The 19,774-nt window shown below is 62.5% G+C and carries 10 protein-coding genes; 1 reads left to right on the top strand and 9 read right to left on the bottom strand.

Annotated features, from left to right (window positions below; all coding sequences use genetic code 11):
- Nucleotides 1-231: 231 nt before the first annotated feature.
- The 6 genes from GJ654_RS20185 to GJ654_RS20210 form a co-directional block, all read right to left on the bottom strand.
- Entirely contained in the window at nucleotides 232-2,568 is a 2,337-nt protein-coding gene (locus GJ654_RS20185; protein WP_155447981.1) for a multiheme c-type cytochrome, read from the bottom strand.
- Between the two features lie 136 nt (nucleotides 2,569-2,704).
- Nucleotides 2,705-4,255, bottom strand: coding sequence for an arylsulfatase (locus GJ654_RS20190; RefSeq protein ID WP_210350858.1), 1,551 nt, complete (start codon nucleotides 4,253-4,255; stop codon nucleotides 2,705-2,707).
- Between the two features lie 174 nt (nucleotides 4,256-4,429).
- Complete coding sequence (locus GJ654_RS20195) at nucleotides 4,430-5,926, bottom strand: arylsulfatase B (RefSeq protein ID WP_210350857.1); 1,497 nt, start codon at nucleotides 5,924-5,926, stop codon at nucleotides 4,430-4,432.
- Nucleotides 5,927-5,980: 54 nt separating this feature from the next.
- Complete coding sequence (locus GJ654_RS20200) at nucleotides 5,981-7,537, bottom strand: arylsulfatase (protein ID WP_155447983.1); 1,557 nt, start codon at nucleotides 7,535-7,537, stop codon at nucleotides 5,981-5,983.
- A gap of 107 nt (nucleotides 7,538-7,644) precedes the next feature.
- A complete protein-coding gene (locus GJ654_RS20205; protein WP_155447984.1) occupies nucleotides 7,645-10,008 on the bottom strand; it encodes an arylsulfatase in 2,364 nt (787 codons plus the stop codon).
- Between the two features lie 124 nt (nucleotides 10,009-10,132).
- Entirely contained in the window at nucleotides 10,133-10,606 is a 474-nt protein-coding gene (locus tag GJ654_RS20210) for a hypothetical protein (protein WP_155447985.1), read from the bottom strand.
- Between the two features lie 309 nt (nucleotides 10,607-10,915).
- Here GJ654_RS20210 and GJ654_RS20215 point away from each other — a divergent pair, with 309 nt between their 5' ends.
- Nucleotides 10,916-11,611, top strand: coding sequence for a Crp/Fnr family transcriptional regulator (locus GJ654_RS20215; protein WP_196305641.1), 696 nt, complete (start codon nucleotides 10,916-10,918; stop codon nucleotides 11,609-11,611).
- Nucleotides 11,612-11,623: 12 nt separating this feature from the next.
- On the opposite strand, the gene GJ654_RS20220 is transcribed toward GJ654_RS20215, so the two are convergent.
- The 3 genes from GJ654_RS20220 to GJ654_RS20230 all read right to left on the bottom strand — a co-directional run bounded on the left by GJ654_RS20220 (nucleotide 11,624) and on the right by GJ654_RS20230 (nucleotide 19,705).
- Nucleotides 11,624-13,096, bottom strand: a complete 1,473-nt coding sequence (locus GJ654_RS20220) for a lytic transglycosylase F (protein WP_155447987.1) — start codon at nucleotides 13,094-13,096, stop codon at nucleotides 11,624-11,626.
- A gap of 623 nt (nucleotides 13,097-13,719) precedes the next feature.
- The gene (locus tag GJ654_RS20225) at nucleotides 13,720-17,850 is read right to left on the bottom strand and encodes a S8 family serine peptidase (RefSeq protein WP_196305642.1); all 4,131 of its coding nucleotides are present in this window, start codon (nucleotides 17,848-17,850) and stop codon (nucleotides 13,720-13,722) included.
- Nucleotides 17,851-18,256: 406 nt separating this feature from the next.
- The gene (locus GJ654_RS20230; protein WP_246664855.1) at nucleotides 18,257-19,705 is read right to left on the bottom strand and encodes an HlyD family type I secretion periplasmic adaptor subunit; all 1,449 of its coding nucleotides are present in this window, start codon (nucleotides 19,703-19,705) and stop codon (nucleotides 18,257-18,259) included.
- Nucleotides 19,706-19,774: the final 69 nt, after the last annotated feature.

The raw sequence follows: 19,774 nt of genomic DNA on the forward strand, positions 1-19,774 counted from the left end.
CTCGCAACGGATTCAGACCCTTGCCAGTTTCGCCGATAACCGCGGCGGGCGCCATGTGCGGTCGTCGTACCGGTAACCGAACAACGCTTATCGCCATGCCGCGCAAGAAATCAGATCCTGCCCCGCCAAGACCGGTCGCACATGGTCGGCCGCGAAGGGCTTGACGATCACGCAGCGCAGCCCCTTTGCAGCGCCTCCCCGATGGATCCGGGTTCAAACGGAACTCCGCGATCATCTATCCGCGAGTTTTGCGGCCAGGCGGGCAAGATTTTGGTCGTCTGGCCGCAGGCTCGACAGGCGTTTGGCCAAGGGCGCCGCGGCGGCGACATCGCCGCTGGCCAGGGCGTCGGAGAGGGTGGCGTTGAGCAGAGCCGCATCCCAGGGATGGTGTTGGAGAGCGGCCTGCAGGACGGCGCGGCTTTGTTCGGGTTTCCCTAGAGATTTCAGCGCGACCCCAAAGACATAGGCAAAGCGCGCGTCGTCGGGCGCGAGCGTGCTGGCCTTTCCGAGGTGATCGAGCGCCTCCGGGTAATTCTTGCGCCTGACCAGCGCCAGCCCCAGGGCGTGATGCGCAGCGCCATTGTTGGGCGCGACCGCGAGCGAGTCCCTCAAAACTTGCGCCGCCAGCTCGTCGCGGCCGGTGGCGCGATAAAGGTCGGCCAGATTGACCGAAAGCTCAGACGCCGTGGGGTCGAGCTTCAAGCCGGCGAGCAACTCCGCCTCCGCTTCGGCAAGCCTGTTGCGCCCCACCAGGAAGATCGCGAGATTGGCGCGCCCCTCGGGACGATCCTGGTAAAGACGCAGCAGGGATTCGCATTCGGCGAAAAGTCGTTCAAGCCGGGCGCGCTGCTCCGGCGGAGCCTGATCGAGCGCCACGCCCGCCAGCGCCCGCCCGACTTCCAACCGCACGCCGAGCACGGGGTCGTCGAGCAAGGGCGCCAGCTCTTGCACTCGCTGTGCAGGCGGCTGCTCCGCAAGATTTCGCACCGCAGCGATCCTGACCACGGGGTCGGGGTCCCCGAGGCGATCACGCGTGACGGCGGCGCTGGCGGCGGAGGGGAACGCCGACAATTCGACGAGCGCCGTCCCGCGCGCAATGGCGGGAACGCCGGAATTCTGCGCCAGCGCGATCAGCAGGTCGCGGGCTTGCGGATCGCCGGCGCGCGCCAATTGGAACGTCTTCGCATAGGTCTGAAAACCTTTTCGTTGCGGGCCATGCCATTTCGTTACGGCATCATCAGCCCATTTCGCGGACTTGTCCTTGTGGCAGTCGTTGCAGGCGTTGCGCGTTCCGGCCTCGAGCGTCAGGTCGGGGCGCGGAATGCGGAAGGAGTGATCGTGGCGCGTGTCGACCACCATATAGGTGCGCGCTGGCATGTGGCAGGCGATGCAATCCGGCGCGCCGGGCGACGCCTTGTGTCCCGTGTGTTTCGCGTCGGAAAAATTTTTGGGCTCATGGCATTGTGAACAGATTTCGCCGCGTTCCGCCTTCAGCTTTCCGGAATGGGGATCGTGGCAATCGAGGCAAGCAACCCCCTTGGCGTACATGCGGCTTTGCTTGAACGCCTGATCGTTGAACACTTCGTCTTGCATCTGTCCGTCGGCATAGAACAGGTCGTGCGTGAGATAGGCGGAAGCGTGGGTCTGCGCGAGGTCTTTGCCGGGCTTCCACTCCTCGGACAGGGTTCCGCGCCGGGCATGGCAACGCGCGCACAGTTCGACCGTGTCGCCCACGGGACGCGTGACGCCGCCCGCGGGGCTGCCGGTGGCGGCGGTTGGTGTCCAATTGGCCGGCGGACGCCTCGGGATTAGGTCGGCGAACCCTTTGTTTGGGTCGTTGGCGCGCGGCGATTGACCGGCCCAGGTCACATGGCCGACGCCGGGGCCATGGCAGCTTTCGCAGCCGATGCTGATCTCGGAAAACGTCGTATGATAGGTGTTCGACTTCGCGTCATAGTTTTTCTTGAGCGCGGTCGAATGGCATTCCGCGCACATGTAATTCCAGGTTTGCTGGCGTCCGGTCCAGTGCAGCGGATCGCCGGCCGGGATCGCCTGATCGCCATAGACGTGGAACCACCTTTGGCCGCCCTCCGCCTTGGGGCGCGTATCCCAGGCCCACGGCAAGGCTTGCAGCCGCCCATCGGGAAAGCTGACGAGATATTGCTGCAAGGGCTCCAGCCCAAATGTGTGGCTGACCCGAAAAGTCTCGGGCTTGCCGTCGCGCCCCTCGGTCTCGACCATGAACTGGCCATCCTGCTTGAAGAATCGGCCAGACGAACCAGCCTTTTCCACTTTCTGGCCGGAAAAATCTCCGCGCACGGTTTCGGCCGTCGCCACGCTCATGGCCTGCGCATGCTGCGACGCCGTCCAGGCCTTGTGCTCGGCGGAATGGCATGTCGCGCAGGCCTGCGAGCCGGCATACCCGGCGGGCGCGTGCGCGGAGAGCGCGCCGATGGCGCCGGCCAGCTCCGACGGCGCCACGCTCTGCCCTCGTCCGGGCGCCAGGACCGCGAGGAAAATCCCGACGCCGAACACGAGGCCGAGGAGCCCATAATGCAAATTTCGCAAGCCAAGACCTTTTCATTCACACGCGGCGTCGCCCGCGAAATAAGGGCGGCGTGGGAGCGATGATCGCATTTTGGTCCGCCCCAGTCGAACGGCCGCGCGGGGCGCGGCCGTCTGGTTCTCGTGCTCGCGCCAAACCTCAGTCGCCGCTGGGGGCCTGAAGCTTTTTCAGCGCCTCACCGACCGTAAAAGTCGCGGCTTTCTGGCGCGGCGGATAGTCCTTGAATGTCGCCATATATTGCGCAACGAAGCGCTGCGCGGGCACCAGCATGAAGGCGTGATCCAGCAGCCAATCGAAATAGGTGTTGGACGTATCACTCGCGCGTTCATAAGGGTCGAGCCGGAGATTGAAGATTTTCGGCACGCGCAAAGCGGTGAAGGGTTCTGCCCAGACTTGCAGCGTGCCGCGCGCGCGCTGCTCCATGAAGACGAATTTGAAATTGTCGTAACGCAGGCCGGTCAGGTCGCCGTCGTCGGAGAAGTACATGAACTCCTTGCGCGGGCATTTCTTGTCTTCGCCGGTAAGGCAGGGGAGAAGGTTATAACCGTCGAGATGGACCTTGTAGGTCGTCGATCCTGCCTTGAAGCCGGTGAGCAATTTGTTGGTGATATCGCCTTCGCCAGCGGCGGCGAGCAGCGTCGGCATCCAGTCGAGATGGGACGTGATTTCGTTGGACACCGATCCCGGCCTGATCTTGCCCGGCCATCGCACCATGGCGGGCACGCGATAGGCGCCTTCCCAGTTTGAGTTCTTCTCGTTGCGGAACGGCGTCATCGCCGCATCCGGCCAGGAATTCATGTGCGGCCCGTTGTCGGTCGAATACATGACGATGGTGTTGTCGGCGATTCCGAGCGCCTTGATTTTGTCCAGCACCGTTCCGACGTTCTTGTCGTGGTCGATCATCGCATCGGGGTAGGGACCCATGAACCGGCCGGATTGCCCGAGGCTTTCCGGCTTCACATGGGTGCGGAAATGCATGTGGGTGAAATTGACCCACAAAAAGACCGGCTTGCCCGTCTTGACCTGCTTGTCGAGGAATTCGGCGGAACGCGCGGCGATGTCGTCGTCGATGGTTTCCATCCGCTTCCTGGTGAGCGGTCCCGTATCCTCGATCTTTTGCGTCCCGTCGGGCTGGGCGAAGCTGTGAATGACGCCGCGCGGGGCGAAATTCTTGCGGAAATTGGGAAACTCCGGATCGTCCGCCTTGGGATAGTCGGGCAGCTCAGGCTCTTCCTCGGCGTTGAGGTGGTAGAGATTGCCGTAGAATTCGTCGAAACCGTGGGCCGTCGGCAGCATTTCGTCGCGGTCGCCCAGATGGTTCTTGCCGAACTGACCGGTGGCGTAGCCCTGCGTCTTCAGCATTTCGGCGATGGTCGGATCTTCCTTGCGCAGCCCCAGTTCGGCGCCGGGCAGGCCGACCTTGCTGAGGCCGGTGCGGAATACGCTCTGACCCGTGATGAAGGCGGACCGGCCGGCGGTGCAACTTTGCTCGCCGTAATAATCGGTGAAGATCACGCCATCCTGGGCGATGGAATCGATATTGGGCGTGCGATAGCCCATGAGGCCGTTCGTGTAGGCGCTGAGATTGCTCTGGCCGATGTCGTCGCCCCAGATGATGACGATGTTCGGCTTCTTGGCGTCGGCGGCCGCGGGATGAACCGCCATCGCCACAGTAATTCCGGATATCATCCCAAGCACGTATTTGGACGGCAAGCTCTTTCCCATTGTCACCACCTAAGAGTTTAATAAGAAAAACTGAGCTGTGATAGTAACGTCAACCGTGTGGGCGGCTTTGTCAATGCGCGTTTTATGCGCTGGACGCCGGGGCCATCCGGGCCAGGCGCGCTTTATTTGCTGGCCCGATCAATTGGGTATGGCGACCTTTTCATGCGGCAGGCCGTCGTCGTCGATATCGAAGTCCGGGTCGATGACCGTCTTGCCCTGGGCGCCGACGAAAGCCGGCTGGGCCTTGATCCAGAGGCTCATCTTCTGCTCCCTGGCGTATTGCAGCAGCCGCGCTTCGAGATCGCGCGCGACTTCAGGGTTTTCGGCGGCGACATTATTGGTCTCGCCGGGGTCCTTGGCGAGATTGAACAATTCCGTCTTGCCGGGCAGCAGCGCGACCTTGATCAGCTTCCAGTCGCCTTTGCGCACGGCGCCGCGGAACGCCTCGACATTGATCAGCACGTCCTCGTTCGGCGACGGCGCGCCGTCCGAAATGGTCTTCCACATGTCCTTGCCGTCGAACGGATGATCGGAACTGCCCTTGCCGCCCGCGAGCGCCAGCAAGGTCGGCATGACATCGACCATATGCAGCGGTTCGTTGACGATGCGCGGCTTCAGCCTGCCCGGCCAGCTGACGAAGGCCGGCACGCGGACGCCGCCCTCCTTCAGGCTACCCTTGCCGCCGCTGAAGGGCGCATTGCTGGCGGGCGCCTTCTCGCCCTGCTCGATGCCGCCCTCTTCGGTGTCGCGCTCCTCTTTGCTCTTGGAGCCGCTGGCGAACAGACCGCTCGTCGCGCCGCCATTGTCGCTGGCGAACAGGATGATGGTGTTGTCGCGCAGGCCCTTCTTGTCGAGCGCGGCGACGATCCGGCCGATCTGGACGTCCAGTTCGGAGATCATGCCATAATAGGAACGTCGAAGTTTGTCGGGAACATTGTTGTATTTTTCGATGGCGCTTTCCGGCGCCTGATAGGGCGCGTGCGGCGCCAGCGAAGCGAAATAGAGGAAGAAGGGTTGCTTGCCGTCCTGCTCGTCGATCAGTTTGACCGCGTCGTCGCCGATAAGATCGGTGTAATAGCCCTTCTCCGCCAGGAATTGGCCATTTCGCTGCCAATCGATCACGCCGCCGCGCTCGCGGGTGAAATAATTCACTTCACCCATGACATTGCCATAGAAGTAATCGAAGCCACGATTCTGCGGCCAGAACTTCTTATCGGCATGGCCAAGGTGCCATTTGCCGGTCATCAGCGTCTTGTATCCGGCCTCTTTCAGCGCCTGCGGCAGGGTTTTTTCATCCGTCGCCAGACCGTAGGTGTGACTGGGGAAAATCACCAGCGTCTGCAAGCCGTAGCGCATGGGATACCGGCCGGTCATCAGCGCGGCGCGCGAGGGCGTGCAGACGGGTTCGCCGTAAAACGATTCCAGGCGAACGCCGTCGTTGGCCAGCGTGTCGATATTGGGCGTGGAGACCTGGCCGCCCCGGTAACCGAGGTCGGCATTGCCGAGATCGTCGGCCATGATGAAAATGATGTTCGGTTTTTTCGGCTCGCCGTCGCCAGCGGCAACCGCCGCCGACAGGGATGAAACCGTCCAGCACATGGCGATAACGCCAACGCCTTTGATGGAAGCGCGCATAAGTTTCCTTTCCATGGCTCAGTTTTTTGGCGGGAGGCGGCTCAGATCAAAAAGTCAGTCGTGCGATTGGACTTTCAGCAGCTGGGATTGAATCCCTTCAATCGTCTTGCCGATATTGGCGCTCAGCCCAACCTGACGGACAGGGAATTGCTGGAACGAAGCCAGATGCTGCTGCATGACGCCAAGGATTGGCGTCAGGCTCCAGGCTTTGTGTTCGTTCATTTGCCGATTCACGTTGCCGGTCTGCCGCTCGAAGGGGTCGCTCAGCAGGTTGGTGATGCGCGGACGCCCGAGGTTGAGAAGCGGGTCGTCCCAATGACCGCCTTCCTTTTCCGAGAAGGTGAACTTGAACTGCTGATAGCGGATCGCGGTCAGAATTGTTTCGTCATAGTAGAAAATGAATTTACGTGAGGATTTATCGGCTTCACCTGCGAACAGGGCCGTCTGGTCGAAGCCGTCGAGATGAACCTTGTAAGTGCGGTCGCCGTAATTCGCGCCGGCCTTCAGCTTTTCGACCACGTCGGGGGCGCCGGCGGCGCGCGCCAACGTCGGAAACAGATCGGTCATGTCGACGATTTCGCCGCTGACCCGGCCAGCCGGCGCGCCCGGCCAGCGAACGACAAAGGGCACGCGCACGCCGCCTTCCCAGGTGGTGCCCTTGTCGCCGCGAAACGGCGAGGTTCCGCCTTCCGGCCACATATATTGATAGGCGCCGTTATCGGTCGTGTAGATGACGATGGTGTTTTTCGCGAGCCCGCTGTCGTCCAGTTTCTTGAGCAGTTTGCCGATCTGGGCGTCATGTTCGGCGAGCCCGTCGCCGTAAACATCCTCGATGCCGGCGCGCGAGACGCCGCGGTGCTTTTCGCCCAGGTGGATGAAGACGTGCTGACGGGTGGTGTTGTGCCAGAGGAAGAACGGCTTGCTGTCCTTGGCCCGGCGGTCGAGAAAGTTCAGCGAATGGTCGAGAATCTCGTCGTCGAAGGTTTCCATGCGTTTGGTGGTCAGCGGCCCCTCGTCTTTCGTCGGCCCGTCCGCCGTGCCGGAAATCACGCCGCGCGGATCGAATTTCTTGCGGAACTCCGGATTGGTCGGCCGATCCGGGTCTTCCAGGTCCTCGTTGGCGTTGAGGTGATAAAGGCTGCCGAAAAACTCGTCGAAGCCGTGCCGGTGCGGCAAATGCTCTTCGAGATCGCCAAGGTGATTCTTGCCGAATTGCGCCGTGGCGTAGCCCTTGGTCTTCAAGACTTCGGCGAGTGTGATGTCCTCCTTTTGCAGGCCGGCCGGGGCGCCCGTCGTTCCCACCGTCGTCAAGCCGATGCGGACAGGCAATTGTCCGGTGATGAAAGCCGCGCGGCCGGCCGTGCAGCTTGGCTGGGCGTAGAAAGCGCTCAATCGCAGTCCTTCCTTGCCGATGCGGTCGATGTTCGGCGTCGCCACGCCCATGACGTCGCCACCGTAGGACGAGACGTTCATCCAGCCGATGTCGTCGCCGAAGATCACAAGGATATTGGGCTTGTTCGCCGTCGTCTCGGCGAAGGCGCCCGAGGTCAGGCACGTGACGGCGCCCAGCCACACCAGTGCGCGAAGCGAGAAAGCACGATGCAGATTCATCTTTGCAGGTCTCCGGATATCCAATAGGCGCAATGATGGGCGAGATGATCGTGGCGAGGCGACACTGCGCCGGCCGGCTTCCCATCGATCGGCGCGGAAAGGTGAGCTTATCGCAAGGTGACGTCGACCTTTTCGATCTTGCCGTTGAACCGGAACGGCGCCCGCTCGAAATAGTCGAACGAAACCGGCGAACCGAGATCCGTGCCCACATCGAACGTCTCGCTCGCCGAAAAGGCGCCGGCCACGGTTCCGGCGATGGCGACGCGCATGGTTTCAACGTCATCGACGCTGATTGTCACCTCGGCCGGTCCGCCCGGCTTGCCCACCTTGGTGTCCACGGCGATGCGATGTTTGCCGGCCGGGATCGGTTGCGGGGAGCGACCGATGTAACGCCCGATCATCATCATGTTGTATTCGTAAACGAGCTGGCCCTTGTCCATGTAAAGGCTGAGACCACCGCCGATGCCGCCAAGCGCATAGAGCACGCCCGACGCGTCCTTGCCGAAATCCGCGTCGACGATCACGCGATTGCTTTCGCGCCCGACGCCCGGCGCGGCGAATTCGGGGAGCCGGGTGGTGGCCGCGTCAAAACTCCAATGGGTATAGGGGACTTTTATGCGGTCTTCAGGATGCAGGCGGGTCCAGATGCCGGCGCCGATCGGGAACACCTTGTTGGCCTCGGCCTCCTTCAGAAACAGTTTTTTCATCTCGTCCAGGCGCGCGGGCTCCTTGGCGGCGAGATCATCCGCTTCGGAAAAATCCTTCTGGACGTTATAGAGTTCCCAGACGTCCTTGTTGGAATCCCAGGTCGCGAGCCCGGGACTCGCGGGCAACCAGGGAACAAGCGGACCAAAGGTCGCGGCGATCCAGCCATCGTGATAAATCGCGCGGCTGCCATTGTTGTCGAAATACTGGATGGTTTTGCGCTCAGGCGCCGAGGGATCGGCGAACGAATAGGCCATGCTGACGCCGTCGATGGGATCCTGCTTTTGGCCGTTCACCTCCTGAGGCGGAATAATGCCAAGAATTTCATAGAGCGTCGGCGCGACGTCATTGACGTGATGGAACTGCGCCCTCGGCGTTTTGTCCGGCTTGATGCCCTTCGGCCAGGAGACGACCAGCGGATTGCGTGTACCGCCGAAATGCGACGCGACCAGCTTGGTGTATCGGAAAGGCGTATCGCCCGCCCAGGCCCAGCCCGCGTGATACATGCTCTCGGTCTTGTTGGTCCCCAGCGCCGCAATGCCGCCAATCTTGTCGAGCGCCGCCAATTGCTGCTCGATGGTGTTGGGGATCATGTTCTGCGCGAGAAGTTCGCTGATCGTGCCGTTCTGGCCTTCCGCGCTCGCGCCGTTGTCGCCGAAAATATAGAAGACGATAGTGTTGTCGCGTAGGCCGCGCTGTTCGAGCCCGTCGATCAGGCGACCGACTTGGGCGTCGGTATGTTCGACGAAGCCGGCGAACACTTCCATCAGGCGACGCTGGAACGGCTTTTGCGCCTCGGGAATGCTGTCCCATGACGCCATGGTTTCCGCACGGGGCGTGAGCTTCGTGTCCTGGGGAATCCAGCCGAGCTTCTTTTGCCGTTCGAAGACGCGCGCGCGATAAGCGTCCCAACCGCTGTCGAACTTGCCCGCGTATTTGTCCGCCCATTCCTTGAAAATGTGATGCGGCCCGTGCGCGGCGCCCGGCGCCCAGTACATCAGGAAGGGTTTGTCGGGCGAAAAAGCCTGATGCTGGCTGATCCAGGTCAGCGCTTTGTCGGCCATGTCCTGCGTCAGGTGATATTTCGGATCGTGGGGCGGCTCCACCGGATTGCGGTTTTCGAACAGCCGCGGCTCGTATTGCGAGGTTTCGCCGGCAAGGAAGCCGTAGAAATAATCGAAGCCATAACCGGTCGGCCAGCGGTCGAACGGCCCCATCGCCGTGGTTTCGGTCGCCGGCGTGTTGTGCCATTTGCCGAACGCGGCGGTCTTGTAGCCGTAATCGTGCAGGACTTCCGCGATGGTGGCGGAGCTCTTCGGGATCACGCCCGTATAACCGTCGAAATCGAGCGCCCGCTCGGCGATCGTGCCGGAGCCGACGCGCTGATGGTTGCGGCCAGTCAAGAGCGCCGCGCGGGTTGGCGAGCAGATTGAGGTGGTGTGGAACGTATTGTAGCTGATGCCCTCATTGGCGAGGCGGGTCAGATTCGGCGTGCGGACTTCGCCGCCAAAAGTGTCCGGCTGGCCAAAGCCGACATCGTCGAGCAAGACGATCAGGATGTTGGGCGCGTCCGCCGGCAAATGGTTCGGTTCGGCGCGCCGGACATGCTTGGACTCCTGGAGCGTCGGTCCCGCGACGCTGGCGGTGGGAACCGGCGGAAACGGCAGAATGGCGCCGTTTTCGGACGCCCGTGTCTCCGCCGCCTGGGCCGGAGCGAGTGCGATCAACAGGAAGGCGACAACGCATGTCGCGACACGTTTCAGCATTTGCGCAGCCCCTCCGAAATCCTCGCAACCAAACGGAACTTGATTGCGAAAGGCCGCCCGATAAATCGTGGCGACCCAATCTTGGCAGGCAAGGTCGCGTGGCGCCATGCCTCACGAATAGACGTTACGGGCACACGTCCCAAAAACCCGACGTGTACGTCCAGTCGCGATAGTACCAGCACAGTCCCGCGGCCGGCGGCCGCGTGCTCGTATAGGCGGCTGCGGCGCCCGCCGTCAGGACGCCCACCGCGACCCCAGCCGCAATGGCGCCGCCCGGAGGCCAGCGATACCCGCGCCCCCAGGCGCCGCGCCCGCCGACCACGACGGTGTTGTGGCCGCCGCGAACAACATTACCGCGAACAACATTGTGGCCGCCGCGAACCACGTTATTTCCGCCACGATAGACGCCACCCCCGCGACGGACGCCGCCCCCGCCCCGATGCACGCCGCCGCCGCCCCGGTGACCGCCGCGAACGAGGGTTGACGCGGTTGCGCCCGTATCCGCGACAGGCGCCATCGGCATCGCGCTGGCGAGATCGGAAAGCATGAAAAAAGCCGCGACGGCGGCGGCGAACACACGAAAGCTCTTTGGCGTCATTCTTGATCCCTTTGTTGAACTGTCGTTCACCGAAACAGCGATGCGGCGTCAAAGCATCCTGACAGGACAGGCGAAGACGATCGCACGATTACCATTTGATATTGTTAGTGTTCTTGCAGTCACACGTCAGCATCGGGCCCGGAAGCGACATGGACCGGAGCCATGGTCAAAATTTTGGCTCGAGTTTCAAAGCTGTCCGAGCCACACGAATCCCCGCATCCCAACTTCAACGATCGAAACGCTGGTAATTGATCTTGTGTAACATGGTCGCCAATGAGACATTGCCCGTCCACGGACTTTTGGGAAAAAATGGCGCTCGTCGAAACTGCGAAAAAAGTCGTTATTGACAAGGGCTGGCTGAGTATAACGCCGCCCTCGTTCCAGCGCGCGGTCCTCGACCGCTGCCTGTTGCTGACGTTCAAGCCTGGGGATCCCGTCTACAGGCTTGGCGACCCGCCCGGCGGCATGTTCGGCCTCGTGTCCGGCGGCCTCGGCGTCGCTGTCGGGCAGGATGAGTTCAGCCCCTATATTGGGCATTTCGCCTTGCCCGGCGCGTGGTTCGGCGAAGCCGCGGCCATTACGCGACAACCGCGCCGCATCGGCCTGACCGCGACCCGCGACACCCAGATGCTTCATTTGCCGCTGCCGAAGATCGATGAAATCGTCACCGACGATCCCATGGCGTGGCGATGGCTGGCGCTGGTCACGGTCGGCCATCTCGACACCGCCATTTCCGCCTGCGACGACCTGATGCTGCGCGATCACGTCAAACGCTGCGTCGCCCTGCTGCTGCGCCTGGGCGGTTGCCGGCGCATGACCCCGCCGGGAGCGGCGACGGTGGACATAGACATCCGTCAGGACGAAATCGCCACGCTCGCCAATGTCGCGCGAACGACGGCGGGCAAGGTTCTTGGCGCGCTCGAAGCCAAGGGGCACATTGCGCAATCATACCGGCGCGTGCGCCTGCTGGCGCCCGACGCGCTCAGGGCGATGCTGCGCGATTGATGCGACGGCGCGCTATTTCGGCGGCGGCATCTCGGTTTGCCTGGCTTGCGCCTCCTCCTTGCGACGCTGGTCGGCCATGACGTAAGCGATGTAATATTTGTAGATGTTGCTCACATATTGAACGGTTTCGCGGCCGACGACGCTGGCGGCGGAAACTTCGACATTGTTGAACCAGACATTGGGGTCGCGGCCCGACTTTGCGGCCATGCGGCGGAACTTGCGCAGATTGCCCGGCCCCGCGTTATAGGCGGCGAAAGTCATCAGGATGCGATTCTTCTGCGTCGGTCCGGGATCTTTGACATAGGCGTCCATCAAATAGCGCATGTAGAGCGCCCCGGCTCGAATGTTGGCTTCGGCGTCGCGGTCGACGCCTGCAATCCCAATCGGCGGCGCCGCCGCCGTGCGCGGCAGCAGTTGCATGACGCCAACCGCGCCGCGCGGGCTGACCAGGTCCTGGTTCAGCGTGGATTCCTGAAAGCCTTGCGCGGCGAGCATCAGGGGATCGAAGCTGACGCGGTCGCCCTCGCGATTGAAAATCTCCCGCAGGCGCTGGAAGCGCAGTTTCGCCTCATCGGAGTGCGCCGGTTTGATCGCGAACGGACCGCCGAAATAGCGTTTCAGGATGGTGTTGCCAAAAACGGTTCCGGCCCGGTGGCTGGCGAAGAACGCCGCCAGTTCGGCCTTGAGGCGCGGCGAGTCCTTGCGGATCGCCCAGGCGATCTCGCCGCCTGTGCTGATGGCGAGATCCGGCCTTGGGGCGAGGCCGGGGAAAACGGATGTCCACACCTGCGCCTTGTGCTGGTCGACGATCGCCAGCGGCAGCAGGCCGGCGGCGGTCATTTCCAGCGCATCCTCGTCCTCCAGATCCTCGGGCAGATCGCGGATGACCATCTCCTTCAGGCCGCGTTCCTTGAATTGCTTGTTGAGCGCGGCCAGATGGGTGGCGTAGCTGCTGGACTTGCGGACGCGGACCTCCAGTCCGGCGAGATCGTCGATTCCCTTCAAGGGCGGCGTCTTGGGGCCGGCGACCACGATCTCCTTGACGTCGTCGAGCCAGGGCGCGGCGAAATCCACCGTCTCCTCTCGTTCGCCGGTGATGGTGAGATTGGCGGCCACGCCGTCGCCGCGCCCCTCCACCAGGGCTTTGAGCATTTCGTCGCGTTGCAACGGCACGAAGACCACATGAATGCGCATGACGCCCTTGACGTGACGGGCATTGAGCCAGGCCTCCAAAGCCTGGCCGAATTCGGCGTCGACGCCGAACTGCCGGCCGCGATCGATGAAGAATTGCGTGCGGCTATAGGGCACGATCAGCCGGAAAATTCGGCGCTTGACCATGCCGTCGAGGTCGCCGGTCCAGGGTTTCAGGGCCGGCAAGCTCAGCCGCTCCGGCTTGTCCTCGGCGCGGGCGGGGCCAAGCGGCGCGAGAACGAGCAGCGCGCAAGCGGCGCGGGCGAGCCAGCCGCGCCCAAGAAAACTGGTCATGGGTCTCTCCGCAAGTCGGCCGCCCCGCGGTTGGCGCAACGACGGCTATTTCAGGCTGAATGTAACCGTTCGGATCTTGCCGGCATAGGGGAACGCGCCCTCGTGGGGGTCGGCGGCGGGCGTTCCGGTGTCCATGCCGACGTCGAGCGTCTCGTCGGCCGAGACGCCGAGCGGCGCGGTGGCGTCGATGCGCGCTCGCGCGACCAGTGCGTCATTGGCGTAGAGCTTCGCCTCGCCGCCTTGCTCAGGGCGCCGCCGTCATAGGCGCATTCATAGCGCAGCACGGTCTTGCCCGGCGACAGGGCCTGCTTACCTTCCAGCGTCGTGTATTTGGAGCCGAAGCAATTGGAGGTGAACTTCGGATGGCCGTTTTTCACATAGAGCGACAGCCCCGAGAAATAGCCGCCGCCCCTGGGCGTGGGGACCGGGCCGGGATGGGCTGCAGCTTCCGAATTGTTAAGATGACGATCGGCGGAATCCGTCGCAACACTCAAGCTTGGCATTGGTTGCGTGTCCCCGCAACCAATGCCAAGGCAGCCACGGAAGCACTTGGCCTCCGGGGCTGTTTGCGTTTCGAGGCTTGAGGGCGCCGCTCAAACGGCGAGCACCCTTGCCGCAATCTTTCAGATCACCACGAAGTTGGTGTTGGCGAGCGTGGTGAGGCCGGTCGACAGCGTGGCGAAACGAACCGCGGCCGCCGCGCCATTGCCATCGGCGTCGTAAGAGAGCGCCCCCGTGCCGGAATTGTATAGGATCCGGTCGGTTGCGTCGTGCGCGGCGGCGCCGATGTAAAACGCATCCGGCGACAGCGTTCCAAGCGTGGTCAGTGCGGTGAACACCCCATTTTCCAGCCTGATTTTGTCGTCCACCACCGAGAAGCCAACGATCGTGTCGACGTTGGTCGCGCCGTTGAGCGCGCTGTTGAACACGAAACTGTCCGCGCCCGCGCCGCCATTCAGGGTGTCGTTGCCACCGGCGCCATTGAGGACGTCGTTGCCATCGGCGCCGGTGAGCACGTTGTTGCCGGAGTTGCCCGTCAGAGCGTTGGCCAGGCTGTTGCCGGTTCCGTTGATCGCGGTGGAGCCTGTCAACGTCAGAGTCTCGAGGTTCTGCCCCGCCAGCGAGAAGGTCACCGAGGCGTAAACCAAGTCGGTTCCTCCGCCGCTGGCCTCCTGGACCTTGTCGCCGGCATTATCGACGTAATAGGTGTCGTTGCCGGCGCCTCCGGCCATGACATCTGCGCCTGCGCCGCCGTTGAGCACGTTGTTGCCGGTGTTGCCCGTCAGAATGTTGGCGAGGCCGTTCCCGGTTCCGTTGATCGCGGCGGAACCTGTCAACGTCAAACTCTCGATGTTCTGCCCAGCGAGCGAGAAGGTCACCGAGGAGTAAACCAAGTCAGTTCCCGCGCCGCTGGCCTCAATGACCGAGTCGGCCGCATTGTCGACATAATAGGTGTCGTTGCCGGCGCCTCCGGCGATGGCGTCTGCGCCAGTTCCGCCTATGAGCATATCATTGCCGGCGCCGCCGTAGAGATGGTCATTGTTTTCGCCGCCGTCGAGGCGGTCGTCTCCGTCACCGCCCCACAGATAATCGTTGCCGGTCAGGCCGAGGATGTAGTCATTTCCGGCGCCGCCATCGAGATTGTTCGCCTGAGTGTCGCCGACGATCCAATCGTTGAACGCCGTTCCGATGACGTTTTCAATGCTGTCATAATTGTCGCCCGCGGCGTCGCCGGCGGATCCCCCGACCTCGAGCATCACGACAACGCCATCCATCGGGGCGGCGACTTGCGCGCTCCCTGGGACGGGGGCCGCCGCGTACGAGACCGTGTCGACTCCAGCGCCGCCGATGAGATAATCCCCCCCGGCGCCGCCGTGCAAAAAGTCGTTGCCGTCGCCACCCTCCAGGACATCGACGCCGTCGCCGCCATACAGCGTGTCATTGCCGGCATTGCCGATCAGATGGTCTTTGCCGCCATTGCCCCAAACGGTGTCGTTGCCGGCGCGAGCGTCGATCGTTTCGTTGACATCCGTACCGACGATCTTGTCGTCGAGCGGCGTCGCGCCGCCGGCCAAGGCGAAATTCTGATTGGTCACCACCTGACCGGCGACAATGGTGATGGGAACGCCATACTGCGGAGGCGCCACATTGACGTTCAACGCGGCGTTGTAAAGATTCAGCCGACCGCCGGTCACCATCTTGCCACTGAGGTTGGCCTTTAAATCAACGTTATTGAGCAGCAGGGTCTTGATTTGCGCGGCCGTCAGGCTTGGATTGAGCGCCGCAAGGAAGGCCGCTGCGCCGGTCACGTGCGGCGTCGCCATCGACGTGCCGCTCATCAGACCGTAGCCGCCGCCCATCAGCGTGCTGTAAATGTCCGCGCCCGGCGCGGCGAGATCGACTGTGGTTGCCCCATAATTGGAGAAGGAGGCCAGTTGATCGTTGTCGTCCGTGGCGGCCACCGAGATGATGTTCGGCAGATCATAGTTTGCCGGATAGAACGGGCTCGCGTCGTTATTAGACCCGTAATTGCCTGCCGCAGCGACGAACAACCCGCCGGCGGCGATGGCGTCATACATCGCCTGGCTGTAGCCCCCGCCCCCCCAGCTGTTGTTGGTGATCTGGATGCCGGTGGTCCTGGCGTAATCCAGAGCCTGTATAATGGCGAAGTCGTTGGTGGTTCCGCCAGAGTTGAAGATCTTGAGCTCGACCAACGAGACATTCCAGTTCACACCGGCGACGCCGACGCCGTTGTTGCCCGAGGCGCCGATGGTGCCGGACACATGAGTGCCGTGGCCGTAGTCGTCCGTCGGATCGCTGTCGCCATTGATGAAATCGTAACCGTGAATGTCGTCGACATAGCCGTTGCCGTCATCGTCGACGCCATTGCCGGCGATTTCACCCGGGTTGGTCCAGATGTTGCCGACCAGATCGGCGTGGGTGAGGTCGGCGCCGGTGTCGATCACCCCGACCCTCACCGACTTGCTGCCGGTTCCGATGTTCCAGGCCTCGACCGCGTCAATGTCCGCGTCCGCGGTTCCGCCGGTCTGCCCGGTGTTGTTCAGGCCATAGCACTGGTTGAATTGTGGATCGTTCGGGTTCGCCTGCGCCGAAGTGTCGGTCAAATACCTTGTATAGTTTGGTACGGCATAGGCGACGAGGCCGCTGGCCTGGAGCTTCGCGATCGCGTCGGTCAGCGAGCCTTGGACGCTCCACAACTGGAGGCCCAGGCCTTGGGTGGTCTTTGCCACGGTCGCGCCGATCGACGACATCACGCTGGCGAGCTGGCTCTGGGCGGCGACGCTCAGGCCGCTGTTAAGCTTGACGATCAGTTGGCCTTCGGTGTGCGCGAAGCTCAGGTCGGCCGGATGCGCCGCCGCCGAGCCCGGCGCGCTGACGGCGCTCGCTGCGCTGTCACCGCCCAGGGACTTCTGGCCAGCGACCGGATAGGTCTGCTTCCAATGCTCCCACGTGTTGAGCGGCTCGTTGAGCCGAAGCACATAGCTTCCCGGATTGACCGTGGTGATCAGGTAGTTTCCCGAGGCGTCGGTGAGGGCGGACGCCTCCCCCTGATCGAAGGCGCTGTTGCCGTTGGCGTCGAGATAGACCTGGATGCCGGCGAGCGCCTCTTCGCCCGCGTCCTTCACGCCGTCGGCGTCGTAATCATGCCAGAGATTGCCGGACACGCCGCCGGTTTCAGACTGGTAGTTCCGGGCGCCCATGTCGACACCGGTTGCGGCCTGTCCACTCACGAGCGAAACGTGGGTCGTTGGCGAAGTTGAACGCCACCACGCAGGCTGTTGCTGGACGAGGTTGACGTCTGATACGGCGCCAGCCACGGTCAGTGTGTAGTTTCCAGAGGCGTTGGTGGTTGCGTACTGTTCGCCGGCGTCCCTCACGCCATTGTTGTTGATATCGTTGAAAACCACCCGGCCGGCCAATCCGGCCTCACCGCTGTCCCTGACGCCATTGGCGTTCAGATCGTTGTAAATAGCGCCGGCAACCGACGAATTCGCCAGGTTGACGACGATGTCGTCAATGACGAAATGCGTTCCATCGCCTGAGTAGATCGGCGAGCTCCCGCCGGACGACGAGAACGTCACGCGATCGATCGACACCAGGTTGAAGTTGACAAGCGTCGGCCCCGTGGCGTTGACCGAGATGACATTGTCATAGACCACAACCCCGTTGTCGTAAGCCACGACGTGAACGCTCAGGCCATTGCGCCAAGCCGCCGTGACTTTGGCTGATGTCAAATCGAAATCGGCGTAGCTGTCGGAGATTTCAATATCGCTGGCATAAGCGTTGTAAGCCGCATTCGGACCGGACGTCGTGCCGTTGGTGTATCCGTTGGCGCCATAAGTACCGTAAGCCCATGCAGAATTGAAGCAATAGAAGTAACTCGACCAGCTCAAGCCGGAGTAGTTGCTCGGAAGCGCTTGATAGCTGCTGGTTGTCAGATCGTCGAAATTTATCGTGGCGACCGTCAAAGGCTCCGGGCCAGTCGCCGCCGTCCCCGTCGCGGCAGCGCTCTCATTGGATGCGCTCGGCTTGAGCGCTGAGGGCTGCGGGACCGAGCGCGCAGTTCCCGTTGCGGCGGCGTCCGCGTTGAATGCGGTCTGGTTGAGCGCGCTCCCGGTGATCCAGGGCAAGACGGGATAGGTCGTGTCTGACAAGTCGTCGTTCGAGTTCAGCGCGCCCAATCCAGACTTGCGGGCCGACGTAGCGAAAAGAGAGTTGAGAAGAGTAGCCATGACGAGCCTCAATTCTGATTGAACGCGGCAAAAATCCATCTATCCGCGCGAAGAGAATCCAGACCGATACCCGGCCCGGCTAGAACGCGACGAAAAATCTTCTGAAACTTCTCTATAGGGTGACGTAAAGTCAAGACCAAAAAAAGCGCAAGTGGCGCTCGTTGGTTACTTGTTTCGGGCAAGGTGCGGAAGGCGGGCGGGATTCGCGTCCCAATCGGAGCGGAAACGTTTTGGTGATGTTGGAACGTGAGGCTCAAAGGCGCGCATCCGCCATTCGTCGGGATGTATCGCAGATGCGCCTGGTCGGCGGAACGCGCGAGCTGAGGGCGCGCCAACGCACGAACGCAACCGCGGCCGCGCGCGGGGAGGCTTCAAACGCCTGGATGCGGAAGGAGAGTTATGGTCCTCATCTTTCCTTCATCGCTGTTGAAGCGGTCTCGACCAAAGGTGAGAAAATATATTCGAGAATGCGCCGGTTACCGGTCGCGATCTCGACGCTTACGGCCATGCCTGGCGTAAGGGCGACCGTCTGACCGTCAACCTTCATCTCGGTTTGCTCGGGCGCCAGCGTGACCGGGAAGACGAGATTCTGCGTGCGTTGGCCGCCGCCGAGATTTCGCTCATGGTTCAGCCGCGCCGCTTCGCCTTCGCGCTGCTGTGCTTCGGGCTCAGGGATGGCGTCGCGGGAGACATGGGTCACCGTGGCGCCAAGGGTCCCGTAGCGCGTGAACGGGAACGACTCCACCTTCACTTCCGCTTTCTGTCCTTTTTTGACAAAACCGATATCGCGGTTGGCGAGGTAGCATTCGATTTCCAGCGCAGCGCCCTCGGGCACCACGCGCATCAATTCGTCGCCAGCCCCGACCACTTGGCCGATGGTGTTGACGCTCAAACCATAGACGACGCCGTCGATCGGGCTTGTTAGCGTCATGCGCGCCGACTTCAGCTTGGCCTTCGCCAGCTTCTCGCGCCAATCATCGACCTGACGCTTCGCGTCCGAAAGCTTTTGCGCATTTTCGGCCAGAAAGGAGGAGCTGGCTTTTTTGCGTTCGAGCTCAAGAACGCCAATATTGGCCGCCGCCGCATCGCGTTGTCCCTTGTACATGGCCAACTGGGTCATGTGGTAGTTCAGGCTTTCCTGCGCGTCGATCAGATTGGACTTGGCCCCCGAGCCGGATTGCACCAGCGAGGAGCGCATGTCCACGCGCTGCTGCAAGGTGGCGATGAGTGCGCTTTGCGCCGCCATGGTTTCCGCCGCGCGATCACGCTCGATCTCCTTCTGTCGCATCTGAGCGTCAAGGCCGGCGACGACGTTCTCCAGCTGGCGCAGGTCGTTGGCGAGAACGCTCTCCTCGCGCTCTACGATCGATGGCGGTAGATCCTCGGGCCATGAGATCGCGGGGGCCGAATTCAGCTTGCGCGCGCGCGCGGCTTCGAGCGCGCCAGCGCGACGCAGGGCTTCGGCGCGATAGGCGTCGTAGGCGCTTTGCGCCTCGGCCTCGTCGGCGCGCGCGTCGCCGGCGTCAAGTTCCAGCAACGGCTGTCCGGCGACAACCCGTTTACCATTTTCGACCTTGATGGCGGCGATTTTGCCAGGTTCAAGCGGCTGGATGACCTTCACGCGCCCCGCCGGCTGGATCTTGCCCTGCGCGACCGCGACGATGTCGAGGCGCCCGAACCAACTCCACGCCAGGGCGATCACCACAAACGCGGCGATGGTCAGGATCAGCGCCATGCGCACGGGGGATGGCGGCGTTTCCAGGATCTCCAAATCGGCCGGCAGGAATTCGCGATCCGCAATCGGCATGGCCGCGCGCCGCGCGACGAGCGCCTTGGTGTCGTCAATGGCGTTCATGGCGTGTTCCGGTCGTTTTGCATGGCCCACAGGCGTGCATAGAGCCCGTTGGGGTTCTTCAGCAACTCG

The sequence above is a fragment of the Rhodoblastus acidophilus genome (assembly GCF_009720655.1).
Taxonomy (GTDB): Bacteria; Pseudomonadota; Alphaproteobacteria; order Rhizobiales; family Beijerinckiaceae; genus Rhodoblastus; species Rhodoblastus acidophilus_A.